Raw genomic sequence first — 14,450 nt, forward strand, 5'->3', positions numbered from 1 at the left:
AGATCCACGCCCCAGCCCTCGTTGATGATCGTCCAGATGATGATCGAGGGGTGGTTCCAGTCGCGCTCGACCATGCCGCCGATCGTGGCCTTGGCGCGGGTGCGCGCGCCGGCGGTCAGGTTCTCCCAGTTGGGCAGCTCGGTCCAGATCAGCAGGCCAATGCGGTCGGCCGCGTCGTAGTAGCGCGGGTCGGTGATCTTGATATGCGTGCGCAGGCAGTTCAGGCCCATGTGCTTGGCCTTGGCGAACTGGTCGTCGATCTCGTCGTCGCTGAACGGCGTGTAGATCATGCCGGGGTAGTAATCCTGGTCGAGCGCGCCGCGCAGGTACAGAATGCGGTCGTTCAGCATGAGGTGGCCGTTGGGCGAAGTGCTGATCGTGCGCATGCCGAAGTTGGTCGCCAGTGTGTCGAACGGAGGGCTGAAGACGAAGGACGAAAGCTCAATTTCATTCGTCTTCTTCCCTTCGTCCTTCGTCCCATCCTCAAACAGCGCCGCCTCCAGCCGGTACAGGTGCGGCGAGCGCGTATCCCACAGGATGGGGTTCTCGATCGGGATGGCGATCGTGGTGCTGTTCTCGCCGCGCGCAATGCGCTGCTGGTGCTGGCTGGCCTGGCCGTCAGGCGCGGTGAGGCTCAGCGTCAGCAGCAGGTCGCGCTCGGCTGGCCGGCTGAGCTGGGCCAGAACCACAGCCTGCCGCCCCGGCACGTCGGGCGTGACCTTGAGCTGGGCGAGGTGCGTGGCGGCGCGGGCTTCGAGGTACACGCTCTGCCAGATCCCGCTGATCGGGCCATACCAGCTCTGCTTGCCGTGCGGAATCTCGGAAAACGGGTACTCGGGGAAGCGCGCGCTGTCGTCGTTCGGATCGATCACGCGCACCACCAGCTCGTTCGGCCCGTCCAGGCGCAGCGCTGCGCTGGCGTCGAGCTCGAACGGCAGGTAGCCGCCCTCGTGCTCGCCCAGCTGGCGGCCGTTCAGCCACACCGTAGCCAGGTAGTCGACCGCGCCGAAATGCAAAATAGCGTTGGGCTGCTCGTGCCCCGAGGCGAGCTGAGAGCTGAACACTGCCAGCTCGGAGCTCCGCATATCGAAGCGGCGCCGGTACCAGGCCACGCCGCTGTAATCGCGCATATCGTCGAACTGGGCCTGCCATGGGCCTGGCACCTGGATCGCGCGCGGGTTCGCGAGCGTAGCCGGGCGCAGCGTGCGCTCGGGGTCGGGGAAGAACTCCCAGACGCCGTCGAGATCGAGACGTTGTCGGTGCATTACCATTCCCTCCGTTCCGGAACAGCGAATCCTTGGCTGCCTGAAAAGGGTGGCTTGGAGGGACGTTGTCTCTCCGGGAGGCTTTGCGCGGTCGATTGATCGCGGCCGGCAAGGGGTGCGCGAGGGGCGCCGCACTTGCACTCCCTGCTTTTCAGGCAAGCTCTTGGCGAATTGCCGGGGCGCCAGCGTCAGAGTGCGGTCACGCGCACCATGTCGAACGCTGCTGCGGCGAGGTGCGCGTACAGGCCAACCTGCGTGGCCTCCGCCGGCACCGCGATCTCGCCAAGCCACCGCGCCTCCCACCAAATCTCCAGCCGGTCGCCGCGTTTGCGCAGGCGCAGCTGCTGGGGGCTGGCGGCGTCGAAGCCCGGAAGCTCGAATAGCTGGCGTTCCGCGCCGGCGGCGAGCACCCAGCCCGCCGCGCCCTGCTCGATCGCCAGCAGTGGCCCGAGATCGCCGGGGCGCGCGGCCGGGTAGCAGCCGTAGCCGCCGCCGGGCGCGAGCGGCCCGGCCAGCCTGGCGTTGACCACCAGCTCGTACGCGGCCGGCAGCGGGCCTTTGGCGAGCGCAGCGTGCGGCCGCGCGCCGCTGAACCAGAGCTGCCGCTCGCGCAGGCTCCAGCCGTCGTCGCCCTCGGCGCCATGCCAGCCAAGCGCAGCAAGCTCGGTTCCCTCCTCCTCGAAACAATCCTCCCAGCCGGCCGTCAGCGCGAACCCGGCGAAGGCCGCAGCGCAGCCCTGGGTATACAGCCCGATCGTGGAGGGCGCGCCAGGCGGCGCCGCGCCGCGATACAGCGCGCGCCCGTCGAGCGAGATCGTCACGCTGCCGCCGTTCAGCTCGGCGCGCGCCAGGTGGTAGGCCGCAAAATCGAAGCCAGCCGGCAGGGCGATCTCAAGTGGCGCGGCGCCGTTCTGCCGCCACACCCGCGCGTGGCCGGCCTGCGGCAGCAGCCCGAAGCGCAGCCACGGCGCGCCGCCGGCCGCCAGCACAATCCCCAGCGCGCCCTCGAGCGCAGCGGGCGCGCCAGTGTCTGGCAGCGCGCGCAGGCTCAGCTCGGCCACGAACATCGCCTCGGCGGCGCGGCAGGTCGCCTCGGCCAGCGGCGCGGCGTCGCTCTGGATGGCCTCGCCACCGCCTGCCGCCCATGCTCCACCCGCGCACGCCCAGCCCGCGCCCAGCCCGCCGGCGCGCCGCTGATCGAAAAAGTCGGCGAAGGAGGGCGAGTTTGGCACCGGCTGCGGCGCGGTGCTGGGGCCAAGCACCAGCATACGCTCGCCAGCCCAGTCGAGCCGGTCGATCGCCAGCACGCGCGCGCTCAGGTCGCCCGACCAGCGATGGTAGACGCAGAACAGCTGCTGGTTGTCGGGGCCGCGCACCACCGAGTTGTGGCCCGGCCCGATCACCTGGCCCGGCAGCGTCCGCAGGATCGGCAGCACAGCCTCGCCGTCGGCGGCCTGGCGCCACTCGCCAGGCGCGTCGGCGCGGTCGGCCACGGCGTAGCTCACACCGTAGCTCGGGTTCTGCCAGTTGCCACCGCTGAACATCTGGTAGTAGCGCTGTTTGTGCTTCAGCACAAACGGCCCCTCGACGGTATGCCAGCGCACGCCGCCCTTCTCGGCGCGCTGCGGGTCGTACACGTGCCAATCGTAGCGCGGCAGCGTCACTGGCGCAGGCTGCCCGGCCAGCGTGAACGGGTCGATCAGCCGGTCGCGCACGGTGCCGGTGCCAATATGGCTGCGCTCGAGGAAGTCGGTGGCGTAGAACAGATACCACGCGCCGTCGTCGTCGATCAGCACGTGCCCGTCGATCGCGAACGGCTCGCGCGTAAGCCGCCGGCCGCTGTCGGCGAACGGCCCAGCCGGGTGCTCGGCCACGGCCACGCGCATCTGCATTGTCGCCTCGTCGCCAACGCTGTAGTACATGTAGAAGCGGCCATTCGCGTAGGTAACCTCGGGCGCCCAGTAGTGCGGGTGCGGCTCGGCCAGCGGCTCCATCGCGCCGCCCAACGGCTGCCAATGCACCAGGTCGCGCGAGCGCAGCACGCCGAAGCGCCGGCCGTCAGGCGTTTCGCCGGTGCAGTAGGCCCAATACTCGCCGCAATACTTCAGCACAAATGGGTCGGGGAAGCTGTGGGAATACACCGGGTTGAGGTAGGTTTGTTCCATAATCTGCGGCTTTATCCTGGCATGGCGCGGTAGATCACATAGCGCGGTCTATAATCATTGGTTGTGCGCCGTAGCGTGGCGTGCCCCTCAAGCCTGTTCGTGCGCCGCCCCGATCTGCTCGATCTCGCCGATCGCCGCCGCCGGGTCGGCCACATACTGGCGGAAGCGCTCGACCAGCGGGGTGGCGCGCCAGCGCGGCTCCTCGCCGAGCGTATACAGCCCCAGCTCCAGGCGGTACGCTTCGAGCGGGTCGCGTCCGAAGCGGTAGCGCCAGTCGATCATGGTGAACAGCGGGAACCAGGTGTAGCCCATCACCGGAACGCCCGCGCCGCGCAGGCGCTTGATCGCCGCCACCGAGGTTTCGAGCCATCGCGCGCGCACGCGCTCGTTGCCCTTGGCGCTGGTCTCGGTCACGATGATCGGCGCGTTGTAGCGGCGGTAGTAGTCTTCGATCAGCGCGGCGAAGCCGGCGCCGTCCTTCTCGGCGGCGCGGTACACCAGCCGCCCTTTCGCGTCGACGCTGATCTGCTGGGTCGACCACTGCGGGTAGAAGTTGAGGCCGACGACGTCGAGCGTGAGCGGCGAGCGCGCGAAGGCCGCGAGGTCGTTCGGGCTGGCGCCGTTGCGCAGCAGCCAGCCGAACAGCGGATGGCTAGCCGTGACGCGCCCGGTCAGCAGGTCGTAGCACAGAAAGCCGCGGCGCTGATCTTCGGCCGCCAGCACCTCCAGGTCTTCTCGCGCCGCGCGGCTCAGGCCGGTGGCCTCGACGTGCACAAAGCGCGCGTCGGGGTCGGCCTGCTGGATGGCCGCGACGGTGGCGCGGATGCCGCGCGCCAGCTGCATCATGATCGCGATGTAGCCGCTGTCGCCGCGCAGGTACGGCGGCCACAGGCCGCGCTTGCCGCACATCAGCGCGTTGACGATCGGCTCGTTCAGCGGGGTGTACCAGTGCGAAAGGTGCTTGTAGCGCTCGGCGAAGGCCCCGGCGTAGCGTGCTACCGCGCCTGGGTACTCGGCGCTGGCGAACTCGCGGCGCAGCCAGAACGGGCAGCCGTAGTGCATTAAGTCGACGATCGGCGTGATGCCAAGCTCTTCCACCAGGTACGGCAGCACCTCGTCGGTCCAGCGCCAGTCGAACTCGCCCGGCAGCGACTCAACGCGGTACCACGGCACACCCCAGCGAATCGCCTTGACGCCGATCGCCCGCGCCAGCGCCAGGTCTTCGCGCCAGTGCTGGTAGTGGCCCATCAGCTCGTACTCGTCGAGCGCGCGGTGGCCGTTGCGCGTCTGCGGCACAAATGTGTCTTCGATGCCGGTGGCCCAGATGAAATCTTCAGGGCGTGGCCCTAGTTGCATGTGTTGCATTGCTTTATGGTACTGGCTACTTTCTGTGCTGCGATTTTGGCGCTCCGCGCCAAAATCGCAGCACCATCAAGGAAAAGTACCGCTCTGCCGAAGGCAAAAACGCCGGCCGCGTAGGTCGTATCGTCTACAGCTGGCGCGGAGCGCCAGAATCGCAGCGCCGCCGATTATAAGCCATACACCCGCACGTAGTCGAAGTTGGCGGTGAAACCGGCGCCGCCCATCGACACCAGCCCGATCTTGGCGTTCTTGCCAAGCTTGTGCGTCCAGACGCCGCCGCGCTCCCACAGCTGGCCGTCGCGGCTGGTGTAGGCGCGGTACTGCTCTGCGCCGGCGGCGGTGCGCTTCACGATCCGCAGGTAGGTCCATTCGCCGGGCGGGCCAACCACGGTGTTGCCGTAGCGCGGGTAGCCGGCCGGCACCGGCGCCAGCTCCTTGGCGAACTCGGTCTGGCGCGTGTTCCAGATCGATACGTGCGCCAGCTTGACGAAGTTGTCGTCGTCGCCGTAGATCACGAGCCCCGCCTGCACATAGTTGAAGCAGCAGCCCTCGGCCGGCACGTTGAGCTTCACCTTGGTTTCGACCATGTAGTTGCCGTTGGGCGTGTCTTCCAGCAGCACCGACGCGCTGTTGCTACTTTCGAACAGGTCGGCGTTTTGGGTATCGAAGCGGAAGGTGCCGGCATCGAGGCCGTACGTGCCGGCGGCCGGCTGGCGCACCCAGCTCCAGCGCGCGCCGAGCGTGCTGGCGTCGAACTCGTCGGAGAGCGCGGCCACCGTCCGGCCGGGCGTATCGGGCGTGGCAAAGCGCGGGCGGTAGTTTGTGCGCTCGCCGGGCTGCGCCGCCGGCGCCTGCTCGGGCTTATCCGAGGCCCAATCGCCGCCGCGCACCGTCGGCCAGCCATCCTGCCAGTCCACCGGGTCGAGCAGCGCCGGGCGCTTGGTGAAGCCGACCTGGCGGGCGAAGTACGGGTCGTTCACATCCACGGCGTGGTAGATCGTCCACCACTGGCCGTCGAAGTCCTCGAACACGGTGTTGTGGCCAGGGCCAACCCAGCGGTTGCCGTTCATGCTCAGCGCCACCGATCCGCCCACCCGCCCGTCGGTCGGGTCGGTTGGCGTCTCGTCGTCGTTCAGGTCGAGGCCGGAGCGGTCGACGAACGGCCCGGTCGGGCTGGCCGAGCGGCCGACAAACACACTGTAGCCGGTCAGCGGGCCGCGGCAGCAGTCGGTGGCCGACACAAACAGGTAGTAGAAGCCGCCGTGCGCCACGACATTCGCGCCCTCGTACTTGTTCGCCACCGCCACATTCTTCTGGCTGGCCTGGCTGGTGCTGAAGCCGTCTTCCGACAGCACGCGCACCGACACGCCGCCGAAGTAGCTGCCATAGTAGATGTAGTCGGGGCCGCTGGTGCGCAGCACCTCGGGGTCGAACACCCAGCGGCGCGAGCCGGGGCAGCAGTCGGCGGCGTGCGGCTCGATCACCGGCGTGTCGCGGTGCACCCAGGGGCCAAGCGGCGTCGCGGCGGTGGCCACGCCAATCGCGCTGCCGCCGCCCGGCAGGGTGGTGTCGGTGATCGTGTAGTACAGGTGGTACTCGCCGGTCTCGGGGTAGAACTGGATCTCGGGCGCCCACAGCCCGGCGTCGGCCGTGGCATAGCTGGGCCGGCTGGCAAACGCGTCGCCCATATACGTCCAGCGCACCAGGTCGGCCGAGCTGAACATCGGGATCAGGTGGAAGTTATAGCCGCCGCTGGGGTTTGTATCGGTGTCGTTCAGCGGGTCGGTGGTGCAGTACATAAACCAGCGTCGCTCGCCCTTCTGGCCGTAGATCGCCGTCGGGTCGGCGCAGCTCTCGGCCGTGCCGCCGCCGGGGATACGCAGATCGAGCGGGTTGCGGTAGGTGCCGGTTGCGGCCCGCGCCGGCTGCGCGAGGCTCGCCAGCAGCAGCGCCAGCAGAAGCGGCATCCAGCGCCGCGCATGACTTCGTTGCATGTGTTTCTCGCTTTGGTTGGGCCTACACGGCCGGCATCGTCGGCATGCTATAGGCTTGGCTGGAAATAAAAGGAGTTCGGAGGGGCAAGGCCCCCCGGCTGGCCTATTTCCGATAAAGCCTTATGGCTTCGGCATGGGCGCGCGGCTGGGCGGCTGCACCACCGGCGTGTCGCCCTGCCACGTCAGCCGCGCCAACGAAATGCGGCGGTAGGCCACAGTTGAATCCCACGAGTGGTACATCAGCCAGGTTTCGCCATGCTTGCCCACCACCACGTCCTGGCCGCCCGGCCCCAGCGCCACGCCGCTCTTGAAGTCGGTGGCCAGCAGCGGCCCGTTGCCGGGTTTGCTGAACGGCCCGGTCGGCGCGTCGGCCACCGCGTAGCCGATTGCGTAGTCGGCGCCGGCGTAGCTATTGGCCGAGTAGAACAGGTAGTACTTGCCGCCGTGCTTCCACAGCGTCGGCGCCTCGACGAGCTGGCCCTCCCAGCTCTGGTCTTCTTTGATCAGCTTGGTCGGCTGGCCGCTGAGCGTCAGGCCATCGGCGGCTACCGGCTGGATGTACAGCCAGGTGTCGAGGCCACAGCAGTTGCCGTCGTTCTTCCACAGCAGGTAGCGCTGGCCGTCGTCGTCGGCGAACGCGCTGGCGTCGATCGAGCCGCCCAGGTCGGATTGGCAGATCAGCGGCTTCGCGCCCGCGCCCTTGAACGGCCCGGCCGGCTGCGCGCTGGTGGCCACGCCAATGCACTGCTTGTCGCTGGCGGTGTCGCGCGCCACGAAGTACATTGTGAAGGTCTTGCCGCCGTCCCAGCTGGTCACCTCGGGCGCCCAGATCAGCCCGAAGTTCAGCGCGGCCCAGTCCGGCTGGATCGGCAGCGCGTCGTCGAGCATCTGCCAGGCCACCAGATCGGCCGAGCGCGCCACCTGGATGTTCTTGCCGGCGCTGTTGGTTGCGTAGGCGTAGTACTCGCCGCCAACCTGCAGCACGTCGGGGTCGGGGAAATCCTGGTCGATCACCGGGTTGGCGAACTGATCCGGCCCCGGCGTGGGCAGCGCGGTTGGCGCGGCGCTCGGCTGTGGCGTCGGCTGCGCTGCTGTTGGCGCGGCGCTCGGCAGCGCGGTCGGCGCGGCGCTCGGCTGTGGCGTCGGCTGCGATGCGGCCGGCTGGCCGGCGCCGCACGCCGCGAGCACGCAGGCCAGCAGCCAGCCCGCGATCAGCACCGGCGCGCGCTTCATGGGCACACACATGTATCGTCGCTCCACTGTTTCGCGGCTGCACGCTGCCGCCCACGCTGTTTCTGTATCGCCTGGTAGCCGGCGTGCCTGCGCGTGCGCAGCCGGCCGCTCAGCCCTTCAGCCCGGTCATGGCCACATTCTGAATGATGTAGCGCTGCAAGAAGACGTACAGGATCAGCACCGGCGCGGCCGTCACGACGGCGCCGGCCATCAGCTTGCCGTAGTCGAAGGTATACTGGCCCTGAATGGTCGCCAGGCCCACCGGCAAAGTCTGCAGCTCGCGGTCATTGAGGATCAGCAGCGGCCACAGGAAATCGTTCCACGACGTAAGAAACGTAATGATCGCCAGCGTAGCGATCGCGCCCTTGGCCAGCGGCAGCGACACGCGCCAGAAGGTCGTCCACACCGTCGCGCCATCGATATACGCGGCCTCCTCCAGCTCTTTGGGGATGCTCTGGAAGAACTGGCGCATGAAGAACACGCCGAACACGCCCGAGAGGCCCGGCGCGATCACGCCGCGGTAGGTGTTCAGCCAGCCCAGCCGCGCGATCGTCACGTAGTTCGGCACCAGGAACATGATCCCGGGCATCACCAGCGTGGCCAGCAGCAGCCCGAACAGCAGGTTGCGGCCGGCAAACTCCATGCGCGCGTAGGCGTAGGCCGCCAGCGAGTCGATCAGCACCACCAGCGCGGTGAACGCCGCCGCCACGCCCAGGCTGTTCACAAACCAGCGCAGCACCGGGATGGACGGATCGTTGAAAATATTGGTGAAGTTCTCGACCGTAGGCTCGCGGGGGATCCAGGTGGGCTCGAGCGTCTCGACGAATGGTTTAAAGGCGGTGCTAAACATCCAGATCAGCGGCAGCATAAAGAACAGGCCGATCAGGATCAGCACGAGGTAGAGCGCGAGCCGCGCCAGCATGGTGACGCCGGCCGGGCCGCCGCTGACGCGCTCGGTCGGTGCAGGTACTGCTGCCATAGCAAAGCTCCTCGTATGCGCTTATTCCTGCTCGTTGCGCCCAAACACGCGGAAGTTGATCGTGGTGAGCACCAGCAGCGCCGCCGCCACCAGGATCGACATCGCCGCCGCGCTGCCCATGCGGTTCTGGGCGATGCCCTCGTCGTAGATCTTCTGCACAATCGACTCGGTGCCGATCACCCGGCTCTGCGTGCCGGTCATGATGAACGACTGGCCGAACAGGTTGGCCGAGGCGATCAGCGTGATCGTGACGACGAAGATCAGCACCGGGCGCAGCATGGGGATGGTGATGCTGGCGAACTGCTGGAAGCTGTTCGCGCCGTCGATGCTGGCGGCCTCGTACAGCGTGTCGGGGATGTCTTGCAGCGCCGCGAGGAAGATCACGGTGTTGAAGCCGATCGTCCACCACACCGTGCAGATCGTGATCGCCAGCCAGGCCCACGGCTGCGTGCCAAGCCACGATACCGACTGCAGGCCCAGGCGCTGCATGTAGCTGTCGATCAGGCCGCCCTGCTCGAACAGCCAGCGCCACAGCACCGCCGCCACCGTCACCGAGAGCGCGTACGGCGCGAAGTACAGCCCGCGGAACAGGTTGCGCCCGCGGTAGCGGCCGTTCAGCAGCACCGCCAGCAGCAGCGCGCCGATCACCAGCGGCGGCACGCTGTACAGCAGGAACCGCGCGGTATTCGCCACCGATTGCCAGAAATCGCCAAACTGGATGCTGCTGCGGTTCCACAGCAGGTTGGCATAGTTCTGAAAGCCGACAAACGGCCGGTACTCGGGGCGCAGAAAGTCGAAGTCGAACAGGCTGATGTAGATGCCGTAGAAGAATGGGTAGCCGAGAAACGCCGCAAAAAACAGCAGGTGCGGCAAAACAAACAGGTAGGGCGTGGCGCTGAAGCGCCGCGCAGGTGCGCCGCTGGCCGCTGCTCGTGCGGCGCGCGCGGGTTGAGATGTTGCCATACGCAGCCTCCCACTAGAGCATTCGCTCGCCGCCGCAGCGCGCCCGGCCCCTGGCGTGGGGCAGGCGTGCTGCGGCGGCACAGCGCCGGCAATCGTTCGCTATTTGTACTTGGCTGCGTTATCCTGGATGATCTTGTCCGACTTCGCGGCCGCGTCGTTGAGGCCCTGCTTGATGTCCTGGCTCTGGCCGAGCAGGTAGGCGTTCAGCGCGGGCTCGAAGCCCTGGCCCCACAGCGCGCCTTCCAGGCCGGGCACCGGCGGCAGGAACTTCACCGCCTCGACCTCTTTGGCAAATGCCGCCACCGGCGGCGAGACGCTGGCGAGGTCGGCGCTCTCGCGGGCCGACTTACGCGCAGGCACCTGGCCGGCTTTGGCCCACTGCACCGAGTTCTGCGAGAGCCAGCCGACCCAGCAGCCCGCAGCGGCCTGCTTGGCCGGGTCTTCGGTGGTCATGGCCAGCTGGTGCGAGTTGCCCCACACCGAGTAGGTGCTGCCAATCTGCGGCATCTCTGCGAAGCCGACGAACGGCAGCTTGACCATGTCGCTGATATGCCACGGGCCGTGGAACACCATCGCGGCCTTCTGCTGCTGAAACAGCTTCACTTCGGGGTCGCCCGCGCCATTGACCTGCGGCGTGGTTTTGGCTTTCAGATCGTGGATGTAGGTAGCCGCCTGCACGCCGGCGTCGCTGTTGAAGGTAGCCTTGCTGCCGGTGGCGTCGGTGATGTCGCCGCCGAACTGGCGGATCAGCGCCTGGAACCACGCGCCCGTCTGGAACGCGGTGCCGAGCGCCACGCCGGCCACGCCGTCTTTGTTCAGCGCGTCGACGGCCTTCTCGAACTCTTCCTTGGTCATGGGCCGGTCGGTCGGCACGGTGATGCCGGCCTTCTGGAACATGTCTTTGTTGTAGTACAGCACCAGCGGGTGGGTGTCGAGCGGAATGGTATAGCGCTTGTCTTTCACCTGGCCGGCGTTCCACACCGCCTCGGTGAACTGGCTCTGCAGTGCGTCCGCGCCACCGGCTTCGGTCAGCGCGGCATCCGACATAGGCTTGAGCACATTGCGCGCGACCATCTCGCCAATATCGCCGGCGCGGATCACGGTCATGTCCGGCAGGCTATTGCCGGCCGCAGCCGTGTTCAGCTTCTGCAGGTAATCCGGCTGGGCGGTGTGCGTCACCTTGATGCCCAGGCTGTTTTCCTGGCTGAACTTGTTGGCCAGCCCGGTCATTTCGTCGCCGTCGGGGCCGGTGAGCGGGCTCCACATGGTAATCTGCTGGCCTTTGCCCGCATCGGAGCATGCTCCGGCGCTGGCCGATCCGCCGCCGCTCGGCGCGCTGGTGGCCGCCGCCCCGCCCGCGTTGCTCGGCGCGCTGGTGGCCGCCGCCCCGCCGCCCGTGTTACTTGGGGCGCTTGTCGCCGCCGCCCCGCCGCCCGTGCCGCCACCGCAGGCGGCGAGGATCCCGGCGAGCATCGCCATGAGCAGCGCCAGACCCCATCGTCGTGACATGGCCTTCATCGCATTCCTCCCTTAGTGAGTCCTAAGCGATCAATATGCCACGCGCTACACCCGGCGACCTGTGCACCGATCAGCCGGCAATTGGGCGCGCGGTGGAACGGTAGCCGACTCGGAGTATCAATGCCTGGGGATAGTTGCCGAATCGGTCACCGAAAAGATTCAAGCCTCCGGGATGCTCGGCGTCGGGCTTCACGCCAATGCGTACGGCAATAAACGGCTGATCCTGCAATTTTAGTTCCCTCAACGTCACACCCGAGAGCCGCATGCCGTCTACTTCGGTAGCCTGGTCGTTGATATGCCATACTTTCAGCAGGCCGTACTGCGTGTTGCGCGGCGTCCACCATTCCGGCGTCAGCCGCCCGCGCTCGCCGCCAAAGTCGCCCGGCGATGTCCAGGTGCCAACCTCTACGCCGTTGATCCACACCGTGATATCCGAGGGCCAATCGCGGTTGTAGAGCGGCGCCTCCGAGCAGACCTCCATGCTCAGCCGGAGCGACTCGGGCTCGGCCAGGCCGGGCAGGCGGTTGGGGAAGCGATACTCGACATAGCCATGGCGGAACCACAGCAGCTGGGCGTCGGTGCGGCCCGGCTCGTAGAACGAGGCCGGGTCGTCGAGCAGGCCAATAATGCCGGTGCTGCTGAGCAGGCCGCAGGTGGGCGCCGCCTGGCAGTCGACAAACGCGCCGATCGGCATGGTTTGCTCGACGGCCTGGTCGCGCGGCTGCTCGCCCACTGGCAGGTCGATCACGATCCGGTCGTACATTCGCGCCGAAACCTTACGCAGGCCACGGCTGGCAGGCTCGAACTCAGTGCGGATCAGCCCGGCCTCCTCGAGTGTTTCGATGTGCAGCGCGGCTGTGGAGGTTGGAAGATCCAGCGCAGTGGCGATGTCGTTGACGCTCGCCAGGCGCGCGGCCAGATAGCGCAGAATGCGGATCCGGTTGAGCGAGTCGAGCGCTTTAAGCACCCGTTCTAGCTGCGTGCTCTCGGTCGAGTCGTCCAACACCAGGATGCGGCCGCGTGGGTCAAGCGTGGTCACGGCTTGCTCGCTTTCATTCCAATAAGTCTGGTTGAAATCGACTGTGCCGGCCGCTTATTGCCACGAATATATTGTTTCATTCCAATATATTTGTAATATAAACCCGGCAGCGGCACTTGTCAAGAGGGATTTGGGCCAATTGTACCAGGAAGTTAGGAACATTCCAATATTCCTGAAACAGCCACGCGCCCCGGCTCGCAGAATGCGAGCCGGGGCGCGTGGCCGCCAGTGGCGGGCTGCCGAAGCGTCAGTGTGCGGCGCGGTAGTGCAGCGCCGGCAGCTCGCGCAGCCGCGCGGCCGCGCTTTCGGCGGTGATGTCGCGCTGGGCCTCGGCCAGCAGCTCAAAGCCGACCATAAACTTGCGTACGGTGGCCGAGCGCAGCAGCGGCGGGTAAAAGTGCGCGTGCAGATGCCACTCCGGGTGCTCCTGGCCATCGGTCGGGCGCTGGTGAAAGCCCATGGAGTAGGGGAACGACACATTGAACAGGTTGTCGTAGCGCGTGGTCAGAGAGCGAAGAATATCGGCCAGGCCCGCGCGCTCGGCGGCCGTCAGGTCGGGCAGCGCGCCGACCGGGCGCCGGCTGATCACCAGCGTTTCAAATGGCCAGACCGCCCAGAACGGCACCAGCGCCACGAAGTGGTCGTTCGCCACCACCAGCCGCGCGCCGTCGCCCTCCTCGATCGCCAGGTAGTCGCCGAGCAGCGTGCGGCCATGCGCGGCGTAGTACTCGGCCTGGGCGGCCTGCTCGCGCGCCACGTTGAGCGGCAGGTGCTCGGTGGCCCAGATCTGGCCGTGCGGGTGCGGGTTGCTGGCGCCCATCATAGCGCCACGGTTCTCGAAGATCTGCACATAGCCGATCTGCGGCAGCGCGCCAAGCTCCTGGTACTGCGCCACCCAGATATCCACTACGCTGGCAAGCGCGGCCACGTCCATCTCTGCCAGCGTCAGGTCGTGGCGCGGCGAGAAGCACACCACCCGGCAGGTGCCGCGCTCGCTCACCGCGCGCAGCAGCGGCGTGTCGGCGCCCTCCGCGCCGCGCGCAAACTCGCCGGCCGGCGTATCGGGCAGCAGCGCGGCAAAGTCGTTGGTGAACACAAACGTATGCTCGTACTGCGGGTTGTGTAGCCCGCCAGCGCGCTCGTTGCCGGGGCACAGGTAGCAGGCTGGGTCGTAGGCCGGCCGCTGCTCGGGCGCAGTCTGCTCGACCTGGCCTTGCCACGGGCGCTGCGTGCGGTGCGGCGACACCAGCACCCACTCCTGGCTCAGCGGGTTGTAGCGGCGGTGCGGGTGATTGCTTAAGTTGAACATAGCAACCCTCTCTTCGATCGGCTGTTGCCCTATTCTAGCAGAATTTCGCGGCCGGGCACGAATCTGCTACAATGGCGCAGACTGCCACCCCCGCCGCGCGGGGCCGGCCACATCACTCGTGTTGCTGAAAGGAGAACGCCATGAGCGATACATTTGCCGCGCAGATCGACGCGCTGGCCGCCTTCCCGGCTCAGCTCGCGCAGCAGCTCAGCCAGCTGAGCGACGCCGAGCTGCACTTCCGCCCGGCCGACGGCGAGTGGTCGATCCTCGAGATAGTCGGCCACATGCTCGATGTCGGTGCGCTATGGCCCGGCCGCGTACGCCAGATGCTGGCCAGCGAAAACCCCGCGCTCGCGGCGGTGGATCCCGACTGGGTGCGCCAGCGCGACTACCACCGCAAGCAGCTCGCCTTTCTGCTACACGCCATGGCCGAGTCGCGCGCCGAGTATGTCGAGTTTCTGCGCACCCTGCGGCCCGGCCAGCTGGCGCGCCCCGGCCTGCACCCCACGCGCGGCCCGATCACCGTCGGCGAGAGCATCGCCGCGCTGGCCGATCACGACCGCATCCACAGCCAGCAGATCGCCGCTAACCTGGCGGCCTACCGCGCGTAAGCCCGCCGCAAC

The 14,450-nt window shown here is 67.5% G+C and carries 11 protein-coding genes; 1 reads left to right on the forward strand and 10 read right to left on the reverse strand.

Annotated elements, in window-relative coordinates:
• From U0177_RS27445 to U0177_RS27490, 10 genes are all read right to left on the reverse strand, one after another.
• Nucleotides 1-1,265 (reverse strand): glycoside hydrolase family 2 protein (locus U0177_RS27445; RefSeq protein WP_409573877.1); only part of this gene is annotated, 1,265 nt, incomplete at its 3' end.
• Nucleotides 1,266-1,453: 188 nt separating this feature from the next.
• Nucleotides 1,454-3,430, reverse strand: a complete 1,977-nt coding sequence (locus U0177_RS27450; RefSeq protein WP_409573878.1) for a glycoside hydrolase family 43 protein — start codon at nucleotides 3,428-3,430, stop codon at nucleotides 1,454-1,456.
• Between the two features lie 87 nt (nucleotides 3,431-3,517).
• Nucleotides 3,518-4,786 carry a family 1 glycosylhydrolase gene (locus tag U0177_RS27455; RefSeq protein WP_409573879.1) on the reverse strand — a complete coding sequence of 423 codons (1,269 nt, stop codon included), beginning with the start codon at nucleotides 4,784-4,786 and terminating at the stop codon, nucleotides 3,518-3,520.
• 173 nt (nucleotides 4,787-4,959) lie between these two features.
• A complete protein-coding gene (locus tag U0177_RS27460) occupies nucleotides 4,960-6,786 on the reverse strand; it encodes a family 43 glycosylhydrolase (RefSeq protein ID WP_409573880.1) in 1,827 nt (608 codons plus the stop codon).
• A 120-nt stretch (nucleotides 6,787-6,906) separates the two neighbouring features.
• Nucleotides 6,907-8,019 (reverse strand): family 43 glycosylhydrolase, encoded by a 1,113-nt coding sequence (locus U0177_RS27465; protein ID WP_409573920.1) that lies wholly within the window; start codon nucleotides 8,017-8,019, stop codon nucleotides 6,907-6,909.
• 109 nt (nucleotides 8,020-8,128) lie between these two features.
• Nucleotides 8,129-8,998 carry a carbohydrate ABC transporter permease gene (locus U0177_RS27470; RefSeq protein ID WP_409573881.1) on the reverse strand — a complete coding sequence of 290 codons (870 nt, stop codon included), beginning with the start codon at nucleotides 8,996-8,998 and terminating at the stop codon, nucleotides 8,129-8,131.
• A gap of 21 nt (nucleotides 8,999-9,019) precedes the next feature.
• On the reverse strand, nucleotides 9,020-9,961 hold the full coding sequence (locus U0177_RS27475) for a carbohydrate ABC transporter permease (RefSeq protein WP_409573882.1): 942 nt from the start codon (nucleotides 9,959-9,961) through the stop codon (nucleotides 9,020-9,022).
• Nucleotides 9,962-10,060: 99 nt separating this feature from the next.
• Nucleotides 10,061-11,470 (reverse strand): ABC transporter substrate-binding protein, encoded by a 1,410-nt coding sequence (locus tag U0177_RS27480; RefSeq protein ID WP_409573883.1) that lies wholly within the window; start codon nucleotides 11,468-11,470, stop codon nucleotides 10,061-10,063.
• 79 nt (nucleotides 11,471-11,549) lie between these two features.
• A complete protein-coding gene (locus tag U0177_RS27485) occupies nucleotides 11,550-12,518 on the reverse strand; it encodes an ArsR/SmtB family transcription factor (protein ID WP_409573884.1) in 969 nt (322 codons plus the stop codon).
• A 247-nt stretch (nucleotides 12,519-12,765) separates the two neighbouring features.
• Nucleotides 12,766-13,827 (reverse strand): UDP-glucose--hexose-1-phosphate uridylyltransferase, encoded by a 1,062-nt coding sequence (locus U0177_RS27490; protein ID WP_409573885.1) that lies wholly within the window; start codon nucleotides 13,825-13,827, stop codon nucleotides 12,766-12,768.
• A gap of 140 nt (nucleotides 13,828-13,967) precedes the next feature.
• Between U0177_RS27490 and U0177_RS27495 the strand changes: the two genes are divergently transcribed.
• The gene (locus U0177_RS27495; RefSeq protein WP_409573886.1) at nucleotides 13,968-14,438 is read left to right on the forward strand and encodes a DinB family protein; all 471 of its coding nucleotides are present in this window, start codon (nucleotides 13,968-13,970) and stop codon (nucleotides 14,436-14,438) included.
• Nucleotides 14,439-14,450 lie beyond the last annotated feature (12 nt).

The organism is Kouleothrix sp. (assembly GCF_046328425.1).
GTDB lineage: Bacteria > Chloroflexota > Chloroflexia > Chloroflexales > Roseiflexaceae > Kouleothrix.

What these genes read in the sequence shown, in the direction of transcription:
- U0177_RS27450 (WP_409573878.1), bottom strand. Translation starts at nt 3,430, where the DNA reads ATGGAACAAACCTACCTCAACCCGGTGTATTCCCACAGCTTCCCCGAC.
- U0177_RS27455 (WP_409573879.1), bottom strand. Translation starts at nt 4,786, where the DNA reads ATGCAACTAGGGCCACGCCCTGAAGATTTCATCTGGGCCACCGGCATC.
- U0177_RS27460 (WP_409573880.1), bottom strand. Translation starts at nt 6,786, where the DNA reads ATGCAACGAAGTCATGCGCGGCGCTGGATGCCGCTTCTGCTGGCGCTG.
- U0177_RS27465 (WP_409573920.1), bottom strand. Translation starts at nt 8,019, where the DNA reads ATGAAGCGCGCGCCGGTGCTGATCGCGGGCTGGCTGCTGGCCTGCGTG.
- U0177_RS27470 (WP_409573881.1), bottom strand. Translation starts at nt 8,998, where the DNA reads ATGGCAGCAGTACCTGCACCGACCGAGCGCGTCAGCGGCGGCCCGGCC.
- U0177_RS27475 (WP_409573882.1), bottom strand. Translation starts at nt 9,961, where the DNA reads ATGGCAACATCTCAACCCGCGCGCGCCGCACGAGCAGCGGCCAGCGGC.
- U0177_RS27480 (WP_409573883.1), bottom strand. Translation starts at nt 11,470, where the DNA reads ATGTCACGACGATGGGGTCTGGCGCTGCTCATGGCGATGCTCGCCGGG.
- U0177_RS27490 (WP_409573885.1), bottom strand. Translation starts at nt 13,827, where the DNA reads ATGTTCAACTTAAGCAATCACCCGCACCGCCGCTACAACCCGCTGAGC.
- U0177_RS27495 (WP_409573886.1), top strand. Translation starts at nt 13,968, where the DNA reads ATGAGCGATACATTTGCCGCGCAGATCGACGCGCTGGCCGCCTTCCCG.